The sequence below is a fragment of the Pseudoalteromonas sp. 20-MNA-CIBAN-0454 genome, from assembly GCF_040308685.1.
Classification (GTDB): Bacteria; Pseudomonadota; Gammaproteobacteria; order Enterobacterales; family Alteromonadaceae; genus Pseudoalteromonas; species Pseudoalteromonas nigrifaciens.
In genome coordinates this window covers 65,020-85,903 of the sequence record NZ_JBEOOB010000010.1, presented here as the reverse complement: position 1 = coordinate 85,903, position 20,884 = coordinate 65,020, and the positions used below count along the sequence as shown (strand labels likewise).

General features: G+C 38.5%; 17 protein-coding genes. 9 read left to right on the top strand and 8 right to left on the bottom strand.

From position 1 onward, the window contains the following. The first annotated feature begins 278 nt into the window (after positions 1-278). Both AAEZ22_RS06965 and AAEZ22_RS06960 read left to right on the top strand, forming a co-directional pair. Complete coding sequence (locus AAEZ22_RS06965; protein ID WP_011330068.1) at positions 279-1,904, top strand: sodium:solute symporter family transporter; 1,626 nt, start codon at positions 279-281, stop codon at positions 1,902-1,904. A gap of 9 nt (positions 1,905-1,913) precedes the next feature. Further along, entirely contained in the window at positions 1,914-2,045 is a 132-nt protein-coding gene (locus AAEZ22_RS06960; protein WP_011330067.1) for a putative transporter small subunit, read from the top strand. A gap of 158 nt (positions 2,046-2,203) precedes the next feature. Here AAEZ22_RS06960 and AAEZ22_RS06955 read toward each other — a convergent pair whose 3' ends face one another. Both AAEZ22_RS06955 and AAEZ22_RS06950 read right to left on the bottom strand, forming a co-directional pair. Beyond that, positions 2,204-2,509 carry an MGMT family protein gene (locus AAEZ22_RS06955; RefSeq protein ID WP_011330066.1) on the bottom strand — a complete coding sequence of 102 codons (306 nt, stop codon included), beginning with the start codon at positions 2,507-2,509 and terminating at the stop codon, positions 2,204-2,206. After that, positions 2,499-3,401 (bottom strand): LysR family transcriptional regulator, encoded by a 903-nt coding sequence (locus AAEZ22_RS06950; protein ID WP_011330065.1) that lies wholly within the window; start codon positions 3,399-3,401, stop codon positions 2,499-2,501. The genes AAEZ22_RS06955 and AAEZ22_RS06950 overlap by 11 nt, the downstream gene beginning before the upstream one ends. A 124-nt stretch (positions 3,402-3,525) precedes the next feature. Here AAEZ22_RS06950 and AAEZ22_RS06945 point away from each other — a divergent pair, with 124 nt between their 5' ends. The 3 genes from AAEZ22_RS06945 (at position 3,526) to AAEZ22_RS06935 (ending at position 10,467) form a co-directional block, all read left to right on the top strand. Then, the gene (locus tag AAEZ22_RS06945; protein ID WP_197182322.1) at positions 3,526-4,608 is read left to right on the top strand and encodes an efflux RND transporter periplasmic adaptor subunit; all 1,083 of its coding nucleotides are present in this window, start codon (positions 3,526-3,528) and stop codon (positions 4,606-4,608) included. A gap of 2 nt (positions 4,609-4,610) precedes the next feature. Next, a complete protein-coding gene (locus tag AAEZ22_RS06940) occupies positions 4,611-7,691 on the top strand; it encodes an efflux RND transporter permease subunit (RefSeq protein WP_197182321.1) in 3,081 nt (1,026 codons plus the stop codon). Between the two features lie 241 nt (positions 7,692-7,932). Next, complete coding sequence (locus AAEZ22_RS06935) at positions 7,933-10,467, top strand: putative bifunctional diguanylate cyclase/phosphodiesterase (protein ID WP_197182320.1); 2,535 nt, start codon at positions 7,933-7,935, stop codon at positions 10,465-10,467. Positions 10,468-10,538: 71 nt separating this feature from the next. Here the strand turns inward: AAEZ22_RS06935 and rluF are convergent, their stop codons facing one another. The 3 genes from rluF to AAEZ22_RS06920 form a co-directional block, all read right to left on the bottom strand. Beyond that, positions 10,539-11,522 (bottom strand): 23S rRNA pseudouridine(2604) synthase RluF, encoded by a 984-nt coding sequence (gene rluF, locus AAEZ22_RS06930; RefSeq protein ID WP_197182319.1) that lies wholly within the window; start codon positions 11,520-11,522, stop codon positions 10,539-10,541. Positions 11,523-11,607: 85 nt separating this feature from the next. Then, the gene (locus AAEZ22_RS06925) at positions 11,608-12,702 is read right to left on the bottom strand and encodes a DUF418 domain-containing protein (protein ID WP_182683615.1); all 1,095 of its coding nucleotides are present in this window, start codon (positions 12,700-12,702) and stop codon (positions 11,608-11,610) included. 11 nt (positions 12,703-12,713) lie between these two features. After that, positions 12,714-13,928, bottom strand: coding sequence for an HDOD domain-containing protein (locus AAEZ22_RS06920; protein ID WP_179806894.1), 1,215 nt, complete (start codon positions 13,926-13,928; stop codon positions 12,714-12,716). Positions 13,929-14,152: 224 nt separating this feature from the next. Here AAEZ22_RS06920 and AAEZ22_RS06915 point away from each other — a divergent pair, with 224 nt between their 5' ends. Further along, positions 14,153-15,073 (top strand): hypothetical protein, encoded by a 921-nt coding sequence (locus AAEZ22_RS06915; protein WP_041454933.1) that lies wholly within the window; start codon positions 14,153-14,155, stop codon positions 15,071-15,073. 79 nt (positions 15,074-15,152) lie between these two features. Here the strand turns inward: AAEZ22_RS06915 and AAEZ22_RS06910 are convergent, their stop codons facing one another. The 3 genes from AAEZ22_RS06910 to AAEZ22_RS06900 all read right to left on the bottom strand — a co-directional run bounded on the left by AAEZ22_RS06910 (position 15,153) and on the right by AAEZ22_RS06900 (position 16,906). Continuing rightward, positions 15,153-15,581, bottom strand: coding sequence for a hypothetical protein (locus AAEZ22_RS06910; protein WP_011330057.1), 429 nt, complete (start codon positions 15,579-15,581; stop codon positions 15,153-15,155). Positions 15,582-15,807: 226 nt separating this feature from the next. Beyond that, positions 15,808-16,194 carry a hypothetical protein gene (locus AAEZ22_RS06905; protein ID WP_182683617.1) on the bottom strand — a complete coding sequence of 129 codons (387 nt, stop codon included), beginning with the start codon at positions 16,192-16,194 and terminating at the stop codon, positions 15,808-15,810. 283 nt (positions 16,195-16,477) lie between these two features. Further along, positions 16,478-16,906, bottom strand: a complete 429-nt coding sequence (locus AAEZ22_RS06900; RefSeq protein WP_011330054.1) for an Lrp/AsnC family transcriptional regulator — start codon at positions 16,904-16,906, stop codon at positions 16,478-16,480. 191 nt (positions 16,907-17,097) lie between these two features. On the opposite strand from AAEZ22_RS06900, the gene AAEZ22_RS06895 reads away from it, so the two are divergent. Genes AAEZ22_RS06895 through astD form a run of 3 tightly spaced genes read left to right on the top strand, consistent with a single transcriptional unit; the run spans position 17,098 to position 20,860 of the window. Continuing rightward, the gene (locus AAEZ22_RS06895) at positions 17,098-18,303 is read left to right on the top strand and encodes an aspartate aminotransferase family protein (protein WP_011330053.1); all 1,206 of its coding nucleotides are present in this window, start codon (positions 17,098-17,100) and stop codon (positions 18,301-18,303) included. Positions 18,304-18,352: 49 nt separating this feature from the next. Beyond that, positions 18,353-19,387, top strand: coding sequence for an arginine N-succinyltransferase (astA, locus tag AAEZ22_RS06890; protein ID WP_011330052.1), 1,035 nt, complete (start codon positions 18,353-18,355; stop codon positions 19,385-19,387). Positions 19,388-19,393: 6 nt separating this feature from the next. Beyond that, complete coding sequence (gene astD / locus AAEZ22_RS06885; protein WP_197182318.1) at positions 19,394-20,860, top strand: succinylglutamate-semialdehyde dehydrogenase; 1,467 nt, start codon at positions 19,394-19,396, stop codon at positions 20,858-20,860. The last annotated feature ends 24 nt before the right edge of the window (positions 20,861-20,884 follow it).

Genomic DNA, 20,884 nt, shown 5'->3' with positions numbered 1-20,884 from the left:
AGCACCAATTTCAGCATTTAATACTGTAAACCAAGCTAAATCACATAACATCCTCCATTTGTGTTAACATTAATTTCTTATGTGGGCGTTTTTGCTTACATTATTCTTTACTGATGATCGTATCAGCTATTTTTTGCTACTAGTTTTATTAAGCTATTTTATAAAGTTTTTAGTAGCCCTCTAATTATTTACGTGCGTTTTTAACTGCGTAAAATAAATAATAACCGTCACCTTATTACCTCTATTGTAATGACGAGTGACGCGGCGAAGGAGTCAAAATGTTTCAGTTTAGTACCAGCACTATACTGCTGGTTTTATTTGCTTTTTATGGTTTAACCTTTTTATTCACGCTAAGTATTGGCAAAAAACAAGAAAATGCCGATGGCTATATGGTTTCCAACGGATCCGTTGGATTTAGCATGTCTGCAGCGAGTATGACAGCCACATGGATATGGGCAGCATCGTTTTATGCTGCTGCAAGTTCGGGGTACAAATATGGTTTATCGGGGGCAATCCATTACGGTTTTTGGGGCGCACTGATGATTTTATTTATTTACCCCTTTGGTAAGCGCTTTAGAGAGCTTGCGCCAAATGCGCGTACCTTAGCCGAAATTATGCATGCGCGGCATGGCAGTGCTAGCCAAATGATTTTAGCCTCTTCAAACATAGTCGGCAGTATAATTAGTTTAATGGTTAACTTTACTGCAGCCGGTGCGCTAGTAGATATTTTATCACCACTGAACTTTACCGAAGGGGTATTAATTGCAGGCTCTGGCGTGCTTATATACACTTTTTGGTCGGGGTTTCGCTCCTCGGTTTTTACCGATTTTGGCCAGTTAATGGCTATGATGCTCGCCGCTGTGGTTATTATTCCTATGCTATTTTTTGAGCTCGATGGCCCCGACTTATTTACTCAAGGCATGAGTAACTTAACAATAGAACAAGCTGACTTTTTCTCTACTACTGCCATTTTAGAGCAAGGCGCGCCATTTTTTGTTGCAGTTCTTGCGTACGCTATTGGTAATCAAACTATTGCCCAACGCTTATTTGCTGTACGCGAAGACTTAATAAAACCGAGCTTTATTACCGCAACCATAGGTTATGGCTCTATTGTTATAGGCTTAGGTATGCTGGGTTTACTGGCGTTACTAGCCGGCGTGCAACCTATAGACGGTGATTTAAATAACCTCATTCCACAGATGGCCGCCACCTACCTGTCGCCCATTATGGTGTTGGTATTATTTGTGATGATTATTGGCTCGCTTTCATCCACCGCCGATTCTGACTTGTCAGCCTTATCCGCAATTATAATGACCGACGTATACGGTAAACATTTAAGTAAAAACAATCCTAACCCTAAAAAAATGCTTTGGGTTGGCCGCTTTACCATGGTTGTTGCCACCATGTTAGGCGTTATATTTGCAAGCCTTAAACTCGATATTCTCTCAATGCTAATTTTTGTTGGCGCACTGTGGGGCGCAATTGTGTTTCCAGTTATTTCTAGCTTATATTGGAATAAGGTGACAAATCTGGCGTTTACTGCCGCGGTAACCGGCGCGTTTTTACTCTTTATTATCGCACGCTTTGAGTGGCTGGAATTAACTGGCGCTGTCGCGTTATTTTTTGAGGTAATAGCAAGCGTAGGCGGCGGTGTTGTTATTGGCTTAATGTGTTTTGGTTTTTTTGGCCGCACTGCGGGGTTAATTTTGGGCGCAATAACAGCCGTAATACTACTGTTTTTTACTTTAGGTTTTTTACGCGACTATATTGTATTGCTAAGCTCACTGACCGCTTACGGTGCCAGCGCTATTATTTGTGTAGTGCTTACCTTAACCAGCAACAAAAGCGCGTTTGATTTTGCTTTAATTAAGCAACGTGTTGTTGAATTTAGTGACAATAAATAAGGAAAAATTATGTCTACAACATTACTTACTATTTATGTATTAATTTGGCCTGTGATTGCCTTTGGTGTATTTGTTATTTTACTTTGCTCACTTATTAAAGATCTTAAAAATGCGAAACAAAAAGGCAAAAACTTAGTGTAAAGCATGCACTTTACACGCAAACTAGGGCAAGCATTTAACTTGCCCTTTTTTATTGCGTTAAGCACTTAGTTATAAACACTTTAACGCTAGCACTATTTTAACAGCGCACTCATTAAGTAAGTGGCTAAGTAAACAGCAGGCAGATTAAACTTGTTATATTACTGCCATTGGTACACACGCATATTCACTCGCTCATTTTTAAATGCAATGCCTTCTAATAACAGTTTTTGTCGTTGCTCTTGATATTTATTACTGCCTATAGGAAACGATATTTTACCTTGGCTGTTTACTACTCTATGCCAAGGAATTGTTGAGTCGTTGGGCATTAGCTTTAATAACCGCCCCACTAAACGCGCATTTTGCGGATACCCCGCAATAGCGGCTACTTGCCCATAACTTGCAACTTGCCCTTTAGGAATACTACCAATAACGGTATAAATAAGCGTTTCTTTATCAATTTCCATGTTTTTTCAAATACGCCTGGCTAAGTTGAGTAAACTGCTGCCAAATAGTACGTGCTACTGGCCCATGATGGCTAGAGTGCTGCCTAAAAACGCGAATTTGCGTACTAAATTCATGCTCGCGATCAGTTATGCTGACTTTTTGTAATAACCCCGATTTAATTTCTTCAGCGCAATGCTCTAAGCTGATCATAGCCCAACCAGCGCCCGATAGTAAAAACGATTTTAAGCTCGATATATCGTCAATTTTCATCATTGCTGGGCCTTTAGAATAAGACAACCTATCACTGTCTATACTCAGGCCGCTTTCAAACATGGCTAAACACGGGTACGACTGTAATTCACTGTAGCTAAGTGTGTTGGGTATAATATTTTTTGCGCTAACAATACCAATGTCGAGCTTGCCTATGGGCAAGCTTTCTAAATCGCCGGTAGCATGAAACAAGTCAAACCAAGGGCCTATGCCAAGCTCTGCTTGGCCATTATTAACTTGCTCCAACGAAATAAAGCGTTTACCACTGGTTAAACTAAACTCAGTGCTATTAAATACTCTAAAAGTATTACTTATGATCTCATTGTAGCTTTGCACATGGCATATTTGTTCATAACAAATTCTAAATTGCGCTTCATTGCCCAGTGCTAGCTCTTTTGCAAGTTGTGCAAGCTCTTCGTTGTTATTGAGTAGTTGCTTAGCTTGGCGATGAAAAATCCGCCCTTTTTCGGTTAATTGTAAACGGTATTGCGAACGGTCGAGTAGCGCAAAGCCTATTTTTGTCTCTAAACTTTTAATTGCTAACGTAAGCGCTGGCTGTGTTTTGTGTAGTTTAAGTGCCGCTGCACTTAAGCTTGCGCTTTGTACAATGGCGTCTAATATTTGTAGCTGGTTGAGTTTCATAGCACTGCCAATAACAACATAAGTAAAACTTATTGAGTTTTTAAAATTTAATGAATTTTATTTTATATGTTTGCGGAGTATGCTGCACTGACTTTATTTAGCTTTTAATTTTCATGGAGAAAATATGCACCTCTTACGTCTATGTGTAGTAACGACGACTTTACTTGGTTTAATAGCCTGCTCTGAGCCTGAGCCGCAAGTAAAAGAAGAGCCAATACGCCCGGTAAAGTTATTTAATATTGGTCACGATTCGCAAGTTAACATTCGCAGTTTTCCTGGTGAAGTAGTTGCAAATCAAGGCTCTTACCTTGCATTTAGAGTAAGTGGTGAGCTGGTTGAGTTTCCGGTATTAGCGGGTCAGCATGTAAAAAAAGGACAACTATTAGCTAAGTTAGACCCTGAAGATTTTCAGCTGCAATATAATGAGCGTAAAGCCCGCTATGAGCTGGCTAAATCACAATTAGGGCGCATTGAACAACTTTTCGAAAAACGCATTACCAGCCAATCAGAGCTTGATCAGGCTATTGCTAACAAGCAAGTTGCCGAATCGGCCTTTAAAATTGCACAAACGAATGTGGAATATAGCCAACTTAGAGCGCCGTTTGCGGGCACGATTGCTAAAGTATTTGTAAAAAACTATGAAAGCGTACAAGCAAAGCAAAATATACTGCGTTTAGAAACCCGCGATTTAATGGATGTTGAAATTCAAGTACCTGAAAGAATTGTGGCGCGCTTTATTAAAGGAACTCAATACCAACCAACGGTTATTTTTGACGGCTATCACGATAAAAAATACACACTCACACTTAAGGAGTGGGACACCCAAGCAGATCCTGCCACATTAACGTATAAAGTTGTGTTTTCGCTGCCAGTGCCAGAAGATTTTAACTTACTTGCCGGTATGACTGGCCGCGTACTTATCGATTTAAGTAAAGTAACGCAATCACAAACCGCTTACACTATTTTGCCCAACGAGGCGGTGTTTTCTGATCCGCAGCAATCTATTAGTAACAACGCTTATGTATGGTTATATAACGAGCAAACCGGCCAAATACATAAACAAGCAGTAAAAGTGGGCCAATTACACCGCGATGGCATTGAAGTACTCAGTGGGATTACAGAAGGACAGCAAATTGTTTCTGCCGGTGTACATTCATTAAAAGAAGGCATGCAAGTACGCCCATGGAATAAAGAGCGAGGCCTGTAATTATGAGCTTTGCACAACTATCTATAGAGAAAAAAGTTATTAGTTGGATGTTTACCCTACTGCTACTTATTGGCGGTGGTGTTTCTTATTTTGACTTAGGGCAATTAGAAGACCCTGAATTTACGTTAAAAAAAGCCATGGTTATCACCATGTATCCTGGCGCGTCGCCACAGCAAGTAGAGGAAGAAGTTACCTTTCCTATCGAAAATGCGATTCAGCAATTACCTTACGTTGATTACGTTACCTCTATTTCGTCAAATGGTAAGTCGCAAATTACCGTAGAAATGAAAAGTAACTACCGAAAACAAGAGTTAAGACAAATTTGGGATGAAATGCGGCGTAAAATTAACGACCTCAACCCATCTTTGCCCAGTGGTGTATACGCTAGTAAAATTATTGATGACTTTGCTGATGTTTACGGCGTAATGTATTCAGTAACCGGCGACGGCTATTCGTATGACGAGCTTAAAGACTACGTAGACTACCTTAAACGCGAACTAGTACTGGTTAAAGGCGTAAGTAAAGTAACTATTGCGGGGGAGCAACAAGCGCAAGTAATGGTTGAAATTTCTACGCAAAAACTTGCTCAATTAGGTATAGCGCCTAGTCATATTTTTCAATTATTACAATCGCAAAATACGGTTTCTAACGCAGGTAAAATTAGGGTCGGCAGTGAGTCTATTCGCTTACATCCTACTGGCGAGTTTAAAGATGTAAAAGAGTTAGAAACCCTGCTTATTTCTAAATCGGGTGCCAGCGAGCTAATTTATTTAGGTGATGTAGCTAAGGTATATCGCGAGTACGCCGAAGTGCCCAACAATATTATTCGTTACAACCAACAACAAGCATTGTTAATTGGCGTGTCGTTTATGTCGGGCGTTAATGTGGTTGATATAGGTAACGACATTGACGCGCATCTTGCGTCGCTTGAGTACCAGCGGCCACATGGGATTAAAGTTAATGCTGTTTATAACCAACCAAACGAAGTAGAAAAATCGGTAAACGGTTTTATTATTAGCCTAGTTGAAGCGATTGCTATTGTAATTATAGTGTTGCTGCTGTTTATGGGGGTTAAAAGCGGGCTATTAATTGGCGGTATTTTACTGCTTACCGTTTTAGGTACTTTTATTTTTATGAAGTTATTTGCTATAGATTTGCAAAGAATTTCGTTAGGTGCGCTAATAATCGCACTTGGTATGCTTGTTGATAATGCCATTGTTGTTACCGAAGGTATTTTAATTAACCTCAAACGTGGGCAAACTAAGCTAAGAGCCTCTATTAATATTGTTGAACAAACTAAGTGGCCATTACTTGGGGCAACTGTGATTGCGATTACTGCATTTGCGCCGATTGGTTTAAGCTCCGACGCCAGCGGTGAGTTTGCCGGCAGTTTATTTTGGGTATTACTTATTTCGCTTTTATTAAGCTGGATCACTGCCATTACCCTCACACCATTTTTTGCCAACTTAATGTTTAAAGAAACGCAATTAAACGCTGATGGCGAGCAACAGTATGACGACCCATATCAAGGTTTTATATTCACCAGTTACAAAGCCAGCTTAAACCTTGCTATGCGCTTTAGAAAAAGCACTTTAGTTTTAATGTTAGTACTGTTGTGTAGTGCTGTTGTTGGTTTTGGCGCTGTAAAGCAATCATTTTTTCCGGCATCTAATACGCCAATGTTTTATGTCGATTATTGGCAAGAACAAGGCGCTGATATTCGCTCAACGCTTGAGGGGATTAAAAAATTAGAAGCATTTTTACAGCAAAACCCGCTCGTTACTGAAATAACCAGTACTGTAGGCCAAGGTGCTCCGCGCTTTATGCTTACCTATGCTCCTGAAAAATCATACCCCGCGTACGGGCAATTAATTATTCGTGTAACTGACCGTGAAGCAGTTGCCACTGTTATGCAAAAAGTACGAGATTTCGCACAGCACAATCCGGTTGCCGCACAGCTTAAAGTTAAACCTATGGAAATAGGCCCTTCAACTGATGCAAAAATAGAAGCGCGTTTTTCTGGCCCAGATCCAGTTGTACTTAGAAAACTATCTGCTCAAGCCAAACATATCATAGCGCAAGATACAGGTTCGCATAATATTCGTGATGATTGGCGGGCACGTACCAAAATGATCCGCCCACAGTTTAACGAACAAAAAGCGCGTCGTTTAGGTATTAGTAAATCAGACCTTGATCAAGTATTACTTACTAACTTGTCGGGTAAGCAAGTGGGTTTATATCGTGATGGCACCCAATTACTGCCTATTATTGCGCGCTCTCCTGCTAACGAGCGCTTAAACGTAGAAAGTGTACACGACCTACAAATTTTCAGCCCAGTATTGGGGGTGTTTATACCGGTTACTCAAGTTGTTGATGAGTTTGTAGTTGAATGGGAAGACAGCTTGATTATGCGCCGCGATCGTAAGCGCACTATTACCGTTATGGCTGACCATGATGTACTAAGTGACGAAACGCCGGCTAAACTATTTGCACGCATTCGCACCGATATCGAAAACATTGAGCTGCCACGCGGTTACGAAATGCAATGGGGTGGCGAATACGAGTCATCGAGTAAAGCTAAAAAAGCTATCTTTGGCTCATTGCCGATTGGTTACTTAGCTATGTTTGCAATTACAGTATTGCTGTTTAACTCTGTTAAGCAGCCTTTAGTTATTTGGGCTACTGTACCACTGGCAATTATTGGGGTAAGCGCTGGGCTATTGGTCATGAATGCGCCGTTTAGCTTTATGGCATTATTAGGATTACTAAGCTTAAGCGGTATGTTAATAAAAAATGGCATAGTATTAGTGGATCAAATAAATCTTGAATTAACTGAAGGTAAAGCGCCATACCAGGCGGTATTTGATTCAGGAGTAAGCCGTGTACGCCCTGTTGCTATGGCAGCAATAACCACTATATTGGGGATGATCCCACTATTATTTGATGTGTTTTTTCAATCAATGGCGGTTACCATTATGTTTGGCTTAGGTTTTGCTACCATATTAACTTTAATTGTAGTGCCTGTGCTTTATACCATTATATATAAAATTGAATATCAGCCACTTAAAACTAGAATTAAATAAAGCAAATAAGCTTTTAGTAAATTAATAAACGCAGCTAAAGCTGCGTTTATTTTATATACCACTTTATACCTGCCTTATAACTGCCTACTCTTAGTAATAAAGTACCATTGTGATTATACCGCTCAAAAACATCGTTTTTCTTATATTTTATATACATACAAACATTTTAAATATCTGGTATTTTGTTTTAATAATGCTAATGTAACTTTAAGGTTAATCATTTTAAGGACATGAGAAAATAATGAGACTATCCCTAACTCAATCAGCAGCAAGTATATTGTATTTAGGTTTTATCCAATTTTTTCTTGTTGTTGCATTTTTGGGGGCTTTAGAAAGTGTTGTTGTTACGCAAAGCTTAATGCCGGTTATTTCTCTGCAACTTTCTTTGACTGCGTTAGGCTTAGCTATTTTATTGGCTTTTTTACCTAAGGTTTTACCTACAAAAAAAATTAAATATCTCATACCTATATTACTCATTACCGGCGCTATATTGTTTATTAACTTTGAGCTAAGTTTGTGGCGACATGATAGCAGTAGCTGGTTTTGGGACAGCCATAACCCTTTTATCTCATCTTTTAGTGCTGTAATGGTATTTGTGTTTTTTTTAGCTTTAATTATAAAAATTAAAAACCCAATTACTACCGTTAAAGGTTCTATAACCGCTAAAGTAATTACGTTTTTTGCTATTTTTATTGGCATAACACTTTGGCAAGTTACCGCGGTTAAAACGGTAACTAATGTAGCTGTAGATGCACAAAATAAAATTAAATTTGTTGAAACTATACTCAATAAAAACCTCGAAAGTCATATCACATCACTTACTCGCATAAAAACACGTTTAGAAGCAGTGAATGCCGACGACTTTATAAAAATGGCTAATATAGACTTAAAAATTTATACCCAAGACTTTGAAGTTATTAGCAGTATGCTTCTTCTCGATGAAGACTTGAATTACATAAGCGGCACAACGTATTCTAAGCAATTTACTAATGACGGATTAATTGCAACCAGCCCTATTACTAACTGGTTAAAAGCCGCTAAAAATGAAGTTAGATTTGCGGCTAACTCAGCAACATTAGACACAGACACGCCCATAATTATGTTCTCAATTCCAATAACGGCAAGCAATGGTAAAAAATACCAAGTGCTGGCACTGTTAAATTTAAACTTGTTAATTGAAAACAGATACATAGATTATCTCAGCTCGTTTGATACTTTTATTGAGTTAACACCTAAAATTTATTTCGCAATCGACAAAAACCAAAAAAATGTTCAAGACTTAAATAGCTTATTAAGCCGTTATAGCAAGCATTATATAGTTAACGAAATTGTTGTAAGAGAGGTAATTAAGCACAACGTTTATAGCTTTATTAAAGACTATTCAAAGCTTAAAGAAGCGGCACAAATTGAGCAAATGATAATATGGCTTACTTTTGCGTTTATTTATATTTTGATCTTAGCCATTGACTCTACTTTTTTGCTCAGACAACAGTCTATTGTGTTACATAAAATGGCTAAATACGACGAGTTAACCGGCCTGCTACGCCGTGATGCATTAAATGCAGAAATAGAGGCTAAGCAGGTTAACTGTGTGGATGTAAATTGCGCGATGGTGTTTTTTAATTTAGATGGCTTTAGCGCGGTAAACAATAGTTTGGGCCATAAATTAGGTGACATGGTTTTGCAATTAGTCGCTAAAAGGCTTAAAAAAAATGCAGTTGCAGCGGATTCCATAGCGCGTTTTGGCAATGATGAGTTTGTATTGCATTACTGTAATATATCTAAGCAGCAGCTATCGGATGAAATTACACTCGTAATAAAATCGCTAGCCGATATATATAACTTAGATGAAGTTGATATCCACCTTACTGTGAGTGTTGGCATAGCCATGTCTGATGGAGAGGTCATTAGCCCTGCATTACTACTACAACAAGCTGATATAGCAATGGATAACGCTAAAGCTTTAGGCGGCAATCAATTTTGTTTTTACCATAAGCTTATGGATGAGAGCCATAATTTTATGGTTACAATTAGAAGTGAGCTACAAAAAGCGATTAAAAATGAGGCATTAGAGGTTTATTATCAACCCATTTATAACTTAACTACTCAATGTATTGTTGCTTTAGAAGCTTTAGTTCGCTGGAAAAATAATGGCAGTTATATTTCTCCTGCTGTTTTTATTCCTATTGCTGAACAAACAGGGCAAATATTACAAGTGGGCGAACAAGTCCTCACTCAAGTGCTAAACGATATGAGTACCATAGCTGAATTACAAAATATTTGTGTTGCGGTTAACTTTTCACCGCAACAAATACAACAGCGAAACTTTACCGAAAAGCTTTATAAGTTAACGTCTGAAAAAAACATACTGCCTAAGTTGCTCACCATCGAAGTGACCGAAATGATTATGTCAGAAAAAGGCGCTATTGAAGAAGTGCTTAAGGCACTGATGAATAAAGGTTTTAATGTAGCAATTGATGACTTTGGGACGGGTTACTCAAGCTTGTCTTATTTATCGCGTCAGCCGGCAAATATAATAAAAATAGATCGTGAATTTACCATTGGCGCCGAATTAGCTGGGCAAAAAAGAGCATTGCTAGAAGGCATTATTAATATTTGCACGCAGTTAAATAAAACAGTGGTAGTAGAGGGTGTAGAAAGTCCTGAGCTGATCGGTTATTTATCTAAGTTTAATAACATTAGAATACAAGGCTTTTATTACTGTAAACCTATGCCTCTGGATAAACTTATAGAATATATACATAGCAACAAATAGCGATTTTGATAATAAATTATTAAAATCGCAGGTTAATTAAGTTGTTGTACCGTACCTAATGTTATATCGCTTTATTTTTTAAGGCTCAATATTCCTTTTGAGTCGGATGATTTATTTGCTTTTATACTTTTAGGTTTACTAACATAAGTGGTTGAGCGCTTTTGATAAGGCGTTTTACTACGCTCTTTTTTACGTTCTTCAGTGCGCTCACCTTGATTAAAACGTTTAGGGTTTTCGCCCTGAAAATCACGTTTTTTATCACTTGTTTTTTGCGGCTTAGCTACAGCTTGCGGGCTTTGTTGCTGTAAAGCGTTTGCTTCATCGTATACTGAATGTTCTTGGGTTTTTCCTGAGTCAGAAATAGAGTTGTTTATAATCGCCATTTCTTGTTCAGTTAAGTGACGCCATTGCCCTACTTTTAAACCTTTAAGCGTCACATTCATAATACGTACGCGTTTGAGTGTGACCACTTCGTAACCTAAATATTCACACATTCTACGTATTTGACGATTTAACCCTTGGGTTAAAATAATAGTAAACTGCTGCGCACCGGTTTGGATTACTTTACATTTTTTAGTGATGGTATCGAGTATGGGCACACCATTACCCATTTTAGCTACAAACTGACGGTTTAATGGTTTATCTACAGTAACTACATATTCTTTTTCGTGATTATTGCCAGCGCGCAAAATTTTATTAACAATGTCGCCTTCGTTAGTTAAAAATATTAGCCCTTCAGATGGGCGATCTAAGCGCCCTATTGGAAAGATCCTATCGGGGTAATTAACTGCTTTAACAATATTACTTTGAATTTTTCGCTCTGTAGTACAGGTAATACCAACGGGTTTGTTATAGGCAATATAAACGCGTTTAGGGATTGCTTTAAGTGTTTTGCCATCTACCAATACAACATCAGTAGATGAAACTTTTACGCCCATTTCCGGGCGAATACCATTAACAGTAACACGACCGTCTTCAATATATTTATCAGCCTCGCGTCGCGAACAAAAGCCAGTATCGCTAATAAATTTATTTAATCGTTTTAAGTCTGTCATGGAAGCAATTCACCTTAATTTTAAAGGCTGCTAGTTTAAACCACCCACAATAATTTTTCGCCCTTAATTTAACCTTTGTAGCCGTTTAAGCAGTGATTTTTGCGTAAGTTAATTTTCGCCATATGTATTCTAAAGGGCCTTGTTGAAAATAACGGCTATAAATGGCGGTAATAATAAGCTGAATAACGATTAGTAAGGTAGCAACTAAACAATAGTCAATACGATTAAAACTGAGCGCCCACTGCTTAAAAAACACTTTAAACAACACAAGTTGCATTAACGTTTGGCTTATATATAAACTAAATGCTAAACGCCCTACTTGTTGAATTAATTTTCCTGTGTTCGCATTGTTACTACACAACTTAACTGCAATGTGAATATAAATAACCGCCATACATAATGCTGCCACACTGTTAATTAATTCTTGCAGCGCATAAAATACACCACTGCTATATTGCTCTGTAGTTAGCCGTAAACTGGTAAATAGTAGCGCACTACTAATTACTAAAATGAGTTGCTTTGCCGATAAGCCACTAGCAAACACCTGTTGCTTATACAGATATATACCTAATAACATTAGCGCTGTCGTTACCCACATGGTAAGTATAGGCACCATAAACACCATTAAGGCGTTCATAGTTATGTTAGATAACAAGTGATCGCCATATGATTGAAAGTATTGGCTATACAAAGCATTAAACTCTGGCGAATCACGGTATATTAATGTCTCTGGTACGCTATACATAACTAAAGCGGTTGCCAAACCCGAGAGTAGAATAAACCCATAGGCGTGCTTTAAAAGTTGCTCATTGGTACTGCTTAAGTACCTTATAGCAAGCAACCCCGACACCCCATACAAAAACAAAATATCGCCGGCCCAAAGTAAAAAACCATGTAATAAACCAAAAACTAGTAACCAATATAGGCGGCTTTTAAGTGGTAAAACCAAGTTATAGCGTTGCCATTGTATGTATAAAGCCGCCCCAAACAGTATGCTAAATATGCTCCTAAAACGCCCCTCTATAAATATTAGGTTTAATGTTTGAATCAGGCTATCACTGCTTGGTGGGGTTGTTAGGGGCGTATAACCGAGTTCAAATACTCCAAAGGTGTATATATTCATAAACACCAAGCCAAGTACGGCAATACCACGAATGAAGTCTAAATTATAATTACGCATTACCTATTCCATTACGTGGTATTTTTATAGCTATCGGCCCAGTTTACCGCTTGCTTATAAATGTTAGGTAGTAATTTGCTATCTATATTTATTAATAAAACGGCTTGCTCTAATGTCCACCAGCTTCCTGATTCATATGCTTTTACGGTTTCAAGAATATAATGCAAGGTGTTTTTTTCGCCTTGTAATGCTGCTTTAATGTCATCTGGAAATGGTAGTTTATTAACTAATAAACTCATAGGTTGATCTAATATGGCATCGAGTAACGAAAATAGCCCGGTTAAAAAAGCTTCACCTTTTTGCTGTTTACTTATTTGCGCGGCAATTAGTTCGCAAAAGCGAGCACGAACTACGCATATTTGCATTAACTCGGCAGGCTTAGACTTAGCGGTATGAGCGGTCACAATCAAACTTACAAACTTTTTTAACCGTTCCTGACCTAAGTATACTAATGCTTGTTTAAGGGAAGATATTTGGCTTTTAATAGGAAACACACCACTATTAATTAAGCGTAATAGTTTGTATGCCAGCGCAGCATCAAGCTCAAATAAACCAGAAATTACGCTTATATCTGGATTGGGTTTCATAACTTCTGCATAAATTGCAATTACTAGCGCGTAATTATAGTCAATATCGTTTTGTTTAAGCATGGTTGGCTTTGCAAAATAATAACCTTGAAAGTAATCAAAGCCCATTTTATAGGCAAGTTCAAACTCCTCGGGCGTTTCTATTTTTTCGGCAAGTATTTTTATTCTTTTATGTTTTTTTAGTTTTTTAACAACCTGGGCAATTTCAGGTAATGGGGTTTGGCGTATATCAAACTTAATCAGATTTACCAGCTTTAAAAATCGCTCCCACTGTGGGGTGTACACAAAATCATCTAACGCTAGTTTATAATTACTATGAAATAAATCACGGCATAACTCATAATTATCGTCTGTGGGCTCTATGGTTTCGAGTAACTCAATCACCACATCTTTACAGGGTAAAAATGCACATAAATCGAGCTTTAACGACTCTGGGCCTATATTAATCAGCGCTTTTTTACCTGACGTTATATGACGGGTTCCTAAGTTAAGCTGATTTTCCATGATCAACCTTGCCGTTGCTTGGCCATCAGATATTTCTGGAAAATAGTTTTTATCACTATCACGAAATAATAGCTCATAAGCAACCACATTCTGGCGACGATTTAATATTGCTTGCCTTGCAACAAATACAGACACATTACCTACTTCTTAGTTTTTATACAGTACTTAGCTATTAATAGCGTAATCAGCAATAATTGTCACTTTTCTTCGACAAAATCATGTTAATTAACCTATTTAGTTTAAAATACATGCAATTTTAAGCAACCGTTAATAAACGCTACAAGATAAGTCTTTAGTTCTCTTCTACCATCAGCGATAATAACGATATATTAATTAACATTCTGAAATATATTAATTTGATGTTGAAAAAAAGCATTCTACTTTCTATTGCTGCTCTGTTTATTTTTAGTGCCACATATATAGGCTCTGCTATTTATACCTTGTATAGCAAAAAAATGATTTCTGTTGACCCTAGGCTCAAAGAAGTATCTGGTATTGAGTATGATAAGCATAAACGCTTATGGGCTATTAACGATAGCGGCGACGAGCCTAAACTTTACCGACTCAATGATGATGGCTCAATTGCTAAAGAAATATTAGTGACTAACGCTAAAAATATAGATTGGGAAGATATGACCCAAAATAAATTTGGTCACTTTTTTTTAGGTGATTTTGGTAATAACACCAATGAGCGCCGCTGGCTTACTATTTATAAAATAGAAAACCCCATTGATATTAAAACCGATACCACCGAAGCTGAAATAATTAAGTTTACCTACCCCGAGTTAGACGGTACACCGGTTGCTCCAGATAACCGCAATTATGACTTAGAGGCGTTTGTAGCATTAGGTAGACACTTATATTTATTTACCAAAAATCGTACTGAACCCTTTGATGGCATTACAAATGTATATAAAGTGGGTGATCATGCGGCTAATTTTAACGCAGAACTAATCGACTCATTTAAAACCTGTACCACCATGGAAAAGCTCTGCTGGATAACCTCTGCTGCACTGAGCCCTGATCGGAAAAAACTAGTGTTATTAGACTCAACTAGCCTTTGGTTATTTGAGAATTTTAAAGGGGATAAGTTTTTCTCGGGTGACGTGTCGCGAATAGACCTAGGCATTGTTACCCAAAAAGAAGCGGTTACTTTTTACGACGACAACACCATAGTATTTACCGATGAAGAATTTAAAGGTATCGGCGGTAATGCCTATGTTATAAAACTCGACGAAGCCAAAAAGCAAATCATTAGAAAAGCCCCTTTAAAACCATAATAACTAATGGTGCTTAATGTATTACTTTAAAGTGCTGAGCTTAGGTAGCTCAGCAAAATAAATATCAATAAAAAAGGCTCTAGCCTTCTTCTTCTACCAGCGACTCTAGAAGGTCATGTATTTCTGCTTTAAGCTCTTTATCCGAAATTTTATTAGCGCTGATTTTAGCATCTTGAAGGTTTTTAATTGCAGCCTCTTTTTGGCCTAATTCTAGCTGCAAAGTTGCCATAGAGAATGCAACCGACGACATATGATCTTTAGAGTTAATGGCTATCGATTTTTTTAAGGCTTTTTCGTAGCCTTCAATTGCTTCTTCTAACTCTTCGGTAAAATCAGCCAGCGTTTCCCATTGTACGGGGTGATCTTTGCTGGTGTTTTCGTTTTCAATACAAATTGCTTTAAGCTGCGCGTAAAGTGACTCGAATTTTTTTGTATCGTTTTTATTTGCAGCCGCCATTAGCTCTTCAGCTAAGTCGTGTACTGCTTTATATACTTTGGTGTTCATCATTGCTAATTACCTTTTGCTACCACTAAATAGTGGGTAAATTAATCATTCTCTCTTTAATAAACTTATTTTAGCAAATTAAGAAATATAAGCTGCAATGAAGTGCACTTTATCAAGATTAATACCAATACCATTGATTAAGAGAGCTATTTAAATGACGAGAAAGCCACTAAATTATTAGTGACAAGTTTAACGCATTTACCCGAGCAAAAGATAAGTAATTAAAATATTACGAACTTACGCAGTCAATAAACTTTTCTGCGACTAAGCTAACCGGTGTTTTTTTATCGTAAAATGCTGCGTTATGCGCCGTTAAAAACTGTGCGCATTTTGCTTTTGATTGATGAAACTTGAGTTTGCAAGAGTCAACCGTTTTCCCTAAAACCTGCTGATAAACTGCATCATCGCACATTGAAAGTGCAAATTGTGAAGCTCCAGCAATAATTTCATCTATGCTCACTGAGTCTGGGGCCGAATCTGAGCCTAGTTTATAAAATAAATCGCTATACTCTTTAACTTCAATAGTTTTGTTCGCATTAAAAATGGCGGCATGAACACTAAGGTAATAGCCACTCGTTATTATTAATAAAACAATGATGGTTATAATAACTTTCACAATTTGTCCTTATTATGTCAGCAGATTGCTGATTCCTTGGCAGTGCGGCTAATGAAATAAACTACCCAATGTACTGTAAATTGATTGCTATTAATTGAATTAAAAAGGGAGAGTAAAATTCAACTTTCCTAAGTTTATTTAAACAGTCCTTGTTTACAAAGTACAAGCTAATAGTATCCACTTTCATGACATTAGAGCTTGTACTCTATGCAATAACTTTATTATAAATTGCTTGCTATATCAATGCGTAATCGCTACCTGTTTACATTTTTATACAACAAACCTAACGTTTAAATTTGGTTTCTAAAATAACAGATGAAGTAGTGCGTTCTACACCATCTAAGTTGCCAATATCATCGAGTAAGTGGCTAAGTTGTTCTAAGTTTTGTGCTTGCACAACTGCAATTAAGTCAAACTCGCCACTAATAGCATAAAGCTGCGATATAGCATTAATTTGCTTTAGCTCTAAATTGGTTTTTGTCGTCAGTTTTTGCCTTACTTTAATAGACACATGAGCGGCTACCATACTATTTAAAAAGTCATCGCCGTAATCAACGCTATAACCTTTAATTACGCCACTTTCCTCTAGCTTTAACATGCGGCTTTGTACAGTTGAGCGTGATAAATTAAGGTGCCTAGCTAAATCTGAAATACTCGCTCTGGCATTGGTTTTTAAAATAGATAATAGCTTTTCGTCTTGTGGAGTTATCATAATGCACAAACCCTTCGTTAATTTGACTTTTATTCTAATCATTTTTCACAAAATAGCACTGCAAATTTCATTCACAACCTTCGATAATGACACTTATAACAAAAAACACAGTGTTTACTGAAGAATACAGGCTAAGTTCTTCTTTGTTTTAGCAACACTTTTTTAAGTAGCCACATAATTTAGGTGTAAAAATGCAAGTAACTAGAGACTTATTTAACGATGTAATGGTGCCAAACTACAATCCTTCAGCAGTTATTCCGGTACGCGGCGTAGGTTCGCGTGTATGGGATCAAGATAATAACGAGTTTATTGATTTTGCCGGTGGTATTGCGGTTAACTGTTTAGGACATTGTCATCCGGCTTTAGTTAATGCACTAAAAGAGCAAGGTGAAAAAATTTGGCATTTATCAAACGTAATGACTAATGAGCCTGCTTTGCGTTTAGCTAAAAAAATGGTTGATGCTACATTTGCTGAAAAAGTGTACTTTGCCAACTCGGGTGCCGAAGCTAACGAAGCAGCGCTAAAATTAGCGCGTCGTTTTGCCCTAGACGTACACGGTGCTGAAAAAACGCAAATTATTGCTTTTAATAAAGGCTTCCACGGTCGTACCTTTTTTACCGTAACGGTTGGTGGTCAAGCAGCTTATTCAGATGGTTTTGGCCCTAAGCCTGCCGATATTGTGCATTGCGATTTTAACGACATTAGCGCATTTGAAGCCCTTATTAGCGATAAAACCTGTGCGGTAATGATGGAGCCACTACAAGGTGAAGGCGGTATTATTTCACCCACTGACGATTTTGCACACAAAGTACGCGAGCTATGTACTAAGCACAACGCGCTGCTTATTTTTGATGAAGTGCAAACGGGTGTTGGCCGTACTGGCGATTTATACGCGTATCAGGGCTTAAACGTAGTACCTGATATTTTAACTACAGCAAAAGCGTTAGGTGGAGGCTTTCCTATCGGTGCCATGATCACCACCACGGCAATAGCAGCGCATTTAAAAGTTGGCACACATGGCTCTACATACGGTGGAAATCCATTAGCCTGCGCCGTAGCCGAAGCCGCTTTTGATACAGTAAATACCCCAAAAGTACTTAGCGGCGTAAAAGAGCGCGAACAGCTGTTTCGTGATGGCCTAAATGCGATTAACGAAAAATATAATGTATTTAGTGAAATTCGCGGTAAAGGTTTATTAATTGGTGCTGCACTAAACGACAAGTTTGCTGGGCGTGCACGCGACTTTTTAATAGCCAGTGCTAACAATGGTTTAATGAACTTAGTAGCCGGTGCGGATGTTATTCGTTTTACTCCGTCTTTAGTTATTCCGTTAGAAGATATTAAAGAAGGCCTAGAGCGCTTTGATAAAGCCGTAAGCGATGTAGTTAACGGTTAATAATAGTAAACCAGCACGCCTTTGGGCGTGCTATTGGAGCAAGTAATTAATGCAAGTATTACGTCCTATTACAGCCAACGACTTTGATGCGCTTAAGCAAATAGCAATAGAGTCTGGGCATGGGTTTACCTCTTTGCCCGTAGATGACACCCAGCTAAAAGAAAAAATTGACCGCGCTGAAAAAAGCTTTGCTAAAAACATTAATAAACCATTGGACGAGAGCTATTTATTTGTTTTAGAAGACAGTGAAACAGGTAAAGTGATTGGCACAACCGCAATAGAAGCCGCTGTAGGCTTAACTGTGCCGCTATATCATTATCACTTAGGTAAAACAGTGCATCACTCGCCTACATTAAATGTATACAACACTGTTGATATTTTGAGCATGTGTAACGACTACACGGGTTGCTCTGAAATATGCACTTTGTTTTTACGTGAAGACAGCCGTACAGGCTTAACTGGGCGCTTTTTATCGCGCTCGCGCTTTTTGTTTATGGCGCAGCACAGTGAACGCTTTGCCGATACCGTCATTGCCGAAATGCGCGGTGTAAGCGACGAGCACGGCCATTCGCCATTTTGGCAATGGCTACAAGAGCACTTTTTTAGTATTGAGTTTCCACAAGCAGATCATTTAGTCGGTTTAGGCGACAAGGTATTTATTAGCGAGCTCATGCCTAAGTACCCTATTTACGTAAATTTACTGAGTAAAAAAGCCCAAGCTGTGATCGGTCATGTTCATGAAAAAACCAAACCCGCGCTTAAACTTCTCGAAAAAGAAGGTTTTGAACATCGCGGCTATGTTGACTTATTTGATGCCGGCCCCACTGTAGAAGCTAAGCTAGGTAATATTCGCAGTATTCGCGAGTCTCAAGTGTGCCCTATTACCATAGGTGAACTTGAACATATAACACAAAACAGTTCCGACACGCTCGCTATTTGTAATCATGGTGTGAGTGACTTTAGAGCTACATTTACTAAACACGCGCATTATAATCATGCAAAGCATACGTTAATCATTAGCCAAGCAGTGGCTGATGCACTTAAGTTAAGCCAAGGAGATGCAGCACGATTCTTTCGTCTGTAAATATATATGAATACACAACTTATAAATAACCAATGGCAAGCAGGCCAAGGCCCAGCATTTGCCTCAATTAATCCAAGCAATGGCGAAACAATTTGGCAAGGTAATGGCGCCAGTGCTGAGCAAGTAAATAGCGCAATAAAAGCCGCAAGAGCAGCGCAGTTACAGTGGGCTGATACCCCGCTTGAGCAGCGCATTACCATACTAGAGAACTTTGCTGCACAACTAAAAGAACACAGCGAAGAGTTTGCCGTTATTATTGCCCAAGAAACCGGGAAGCCTTTATGGGAAACCCGTACTGAAGTAGGCGCAATGACAGGTAAAGTCGCTATTTCGGTAAAAGCATATAATGAGCGTACCGGTACCACAGAAAACCCAATGCCAGGTGCTAAAGCATTTATTAGGCATAAGCCGCACGGTGTAGTGGCTATTTTTGGCCCTTATAACTTCCCTGGGCACTTGCCTAACGGGCATATTGTGCCCGCTATTTTAGCGGGTAACACTGTGGTATTTAAACCCTCAGAGCTTACTCCTCATGTAGCACAATTTACTTTATCGCTGTGGTTAAAGGCGGGCTTACCTGCTGGTGTAATTAACCTAGTACAAGGCGAAATTGAAACAGGTAAGGCATTGGCCGCTCACCAATATATAGATGGCTTATTTTTTACCGGTAGTTCTAATACAGGTCATTTATTACATAAACAGTTTGCTGGCCACCCGGGTAAAATTTTAGCGCTTGAAATGGGCGGCAATAACCCGCTTATAATTAAAGACGTAAACGATGTTAGCGCCGCAGTACACGACATTATTCAGTCGGGCTTTATTACTTCTGGCCAACGCTGTACCTGTGCACGCCGTGTATTTATTGAAAACTCGAGTAATGGCGATGCCATTCTAGCTAAGCTTATTAGCGCCACTAAAAATATTGTAGTTGATGACAGCTTTGCAACAGAGCAGCCATTTATGGGTGCTATGATCAGCGAAAAAGCAGCATTAGGTATGGTGGCTGCGCAAAATGAACTTGTCGCTAAAGGCGCTGAGATTTTAGTTGAACTTAAGCAATTAAAACCAGGTACTGGTTTTGTCAGCCCAGGTATTATCGATGTGACTAATGTTAATGATATGCCAGATGAAGAGCATTTTGGGCCATTAATTAAAATATATCGCTACAGCGATTTTGACAGCGCCATTAATGAAGCAAATAACACCAGCTTTGGTTTATCTGCCGGCTTACTCGCCGATAGTGAAAACGATTATAACCACTTTTTAAAGCGTATTCGTGCTGGTATTGTTAACTGGAATCGCCCCATTACCGGTGCGTCTAGCGCTGCACCATTTGGTGGCATTGGCGCCAGTGGTAATCACAGAGCAAGCGCCTATTACGCTGCCGATTATTGCGCCTACCCGGTAGCTTCTGTTGAATCAGATAAAGTAACTTTACCGCAAACCCTCGCGCCGGGCTTAATAATTGAATAAATACAACTTAACTCGCGTTAAGGT